We start from the raw sequence: 2,624 nt of genomic DNA, 5'->3' as shown, positions 1-2,624 counted from the left end.
TCAAATTAATTGGTATCTGAATTCCCGACCACTTAAATGTCTTAACTGGCATACACCAATCGAGATCTTCTTGCTTAATCTGCGTCACTAAATTCGTTCAAGTTATTTCTTGCAATCTGCCAAGAATAAAAAATAGAGTAGGGTTGAACTCGTTTTCGAGCAATCCTACTCTTATTTTTATTTAGCCAGTCGTTGCAGTTCCTTCAACGCCAGTGGAAATTGGGTGAAGCCGTCACTGGTGAGGAAGTGCCCGCCCGTTTCCTGGACGATCAGCTTGGCGTTGATGTGATGGGCAACCTGAATGCTGTTTTTGTACGGGGCAATCGGGTCATTCTTGGCGGCGATCACCGTCGCCTTGCTAATTTTAGGTGCGATTTGCCCATAGTCGGGTGCTGGCTGCATGAAAGCATCCAGTTCTGGATAAGTCGGCAGGCCCTGGTCGAAGGCTCCCACTAAAAGGAGACGGGCATCCTTGACCTGGTGGCGTTCAATAAAGCGGAGCGCAGTGATGCAGCCGAGGCTGTGGGCCACCAGGATCAGTCCATCAGTCGGCTTGATCTGATCGTCTACCGCCGCGTTCCAAGCGTCCTGTTGTGGGTTGAACGGATCCGGCAGCCAGAGCCGGTCGAGCTGAATTGCGGGCGCCGCTGCCCGTTCTAACCAGGGGAACCAGTCGTCGTCGCGGGTCGAGGTGCCGTGGATGAGGTAAGCTTTTGTCATGATTTTCCCTTCTTTCGTTAATTTAATTATGACGCAAGGCTACCAGAATGCCAACCGATGCGACTATAATGGGGATAATAAAATACGAAAGAGTGGTATGATGTCAGAAGTTTCATTGCGGGTTGCCCGCCTGACCGACGCGGCGGCAATTCGGCAGATTTATAGCTATTACGTTCAAAACACGGCGATTACCTGCGAGGTGACGGTGCCGACGGTTGAGGAGATCACCGGGCGGATGAAGAAGACCCTCCAGCACTATCCCTACCTGGTCGCCGAGCTCGACGGCCAGGTGGTTGGCTTTGCCTACATCGGCCCGGCTAATCCGCGTGAGGCCTACCAGTGGACGGTTGAAACCTCGATCTACGTGGATCGGGAGTGCCGTGGTCACCGGATCGGCACCCGCCTATATGACGCCTTGGAAGAGCTCTGTCGGCGGATGCATTTCGTTAACATGACCGCCCACATTGTCTACCCGCACGACGACCAGCCCGATCATTATTTGACCCTTGCCAGTCCGAAGTTCCACGAATACTACGGTTACAAACTGGCGGGCCGCTTTGATCGCAACGTCTACAAGTTCGATAAGTGGTACGACATGATCTGGATGGAGAAGAGCATCGCAGATCACGCGCAGGCACCAGTAGCACCGCTCGACTTTGCGGACGTAGCGGATGACTTCTTTGCAAAATAAAAACCACGAATCACCAAACGATTCGTGGCTGATTATGGACCATGCGAGATTCGAACTCGCGACCTCCTGCATGCGAAGCAGACATTCTCCCAACTGAACTAATGGCCCGTTACGGCCTTATTATAGCAGGTTAATTGAAAATGCGTTAATATTATTTCCATAAAGGGGGATGAAAAGATGAGCAATGCGCAGATTAAGGTTGCTGACCAGGATGATCTCAACGCCCTGGCCGGCCTTTATAAGGCGATTTGCGATCACCAGCCACTGGATCAGTACGGCGCTGACTGGACTTGGGGCGAATACCCGAGTGTCGATGGCTTACGACAGATGATTGCTGATGCCCGGGTGCTGGTCGCCTACCAGGACGATCAGGCAATTGGCGCCGGGGTTTTGACGACGGGGGAGGATTATCCCCAGATTGATTGGCCAACCCCGGCAGACAGCGATGAGATTGGTGTGTTGCATCTCTTTGGTGTTCATCCGCGGTATCGGGGGACTGGCATTGCCTCCAAGCTGTTGCAAGCAATTTTACGACAGGCCAAGGCAGATGGTAAGCGAGTTATTCACCTAGACGTGTTAGATGGAAATCTGCCATCCGAAAAACTATACGTAAAGAATGGTTTTCGAGTTGTTCAGTCGTTGACACTTCATTATGATGACATCGGCGATCAAGATGCTAAAGTTTTAGAATACCAGTTGTAAGAGGGAATCAAGTACCGAAAGTGGTGCCTGATTCTTTTATTTTTGGCCAAATTAACAATTTAGCCTTGCAAATCTGAAGAAAAGCTCCTATAGTATTTAACTGTTGTGTTTCTACTAGCGCAACTAAATTTTAGCTAGACCAAAATTAATCATTACTAGCTGTCAAGGATAATTACTTGATAGCTAGTCTAGAAAATTACATGAAGATAGATTCATGTTTATCCTTGATTATTTTGTGCGAGCTGGTTATAATAGATAACGCTGTCTGATGAAAAGCAACGACCTACTTTAAGAAATTAAAATTAGTTGTTGACTTCTGATGGCGGAATTGATATTATAAATAAGCTGACTTCTTCAGCAAAGTCAATCGCTTGATTAATAATTAATCAAAAAAGCTCTTGACATTCTGATGAGTTAGATGATATAATAGATTTGCTGATTAGCTACTAGTTAATCAGCACGGTAGACCTTTGAAAACTGAACAAAGTTTCGACGAATCAAATGTGTAGGG

General features: G+C 48.0%; 3 protein-coding genes and 1 tRNA gene. 2 read left to right on the top strand and 2 right to left on the bottom strand.

Annotated features, from left to right (window positions below; genetic code table 11):
- Positions 1–177 precede the first annotated feature (177 nt).
- Positions 178–720, bottom strand: a complete 543-nt coding sequence (locus OCT58_RS10165) for an RBBP9/YdeN family alpha/beta hydrolase (protein WP_267202712.1) — start codon at positions 718–720, stop codon at positions 178–180.
- Positions 721–820: 100 nt separating this feature from the next.
- On the opposite strand from OCT58_RS10165, the gene OCT58_RS10160 reads away from it, so the two are divergent.
- On the top strand, positions 821–1,411 hold the full coding sequence (locus OCT58_RS10160; RefSeq protein ID WP_267202711.1) for a GNAT family N-acetyltransferase: 591 nt from the start codon (positions 821–823) through the stop codon (positions 1,409–1,411).
- 35 nt (positions 1,412–1,446) lie between these two features.
- On the opposite strand, the gene OCT58_RS10155 is transcribed toward OCT58_RS10160, so the two are convergent.
- Positions 1,447–1,519: transfer RNA gene (locus OCT58_RS10155), tRNA-Ala, on the bottom strand.
- Between the two features lie 69 nt (positions 1,520–1,588).
- On the opposite strand from OCT58_RS10155, the gene OCT58_RS10150 reads away from it, so the two are divergent.
- On the top strand, positions 1,589–2,113 hold the full coding sequence (locus OCT58_RS10150; RefSeq protein WP_267202710.1) for a GNAT family N-acetyltransferase: 525 nt from the start codon (positions 1,589–1,591) through the stop codon (positions 2,111–2,113).
- Positions 2,114–2,624 lie beyond the last annotated feature (511 nt).

Source organism: Limosilactobacillus kribbianus (assembly GCF_026413145.1).
Lineage (GTDB): Bacteria > Bacillota > Bacilli > Lactobacillales > Lactobacillaceae > Limosilactobacillus > Limosilactobacillus kribbianus.
The sequence above is the reverse complement of the archived record's forward strand: the minus strand, read 5'-3'. Positions and strand labels throughout refer to the sequence as shown.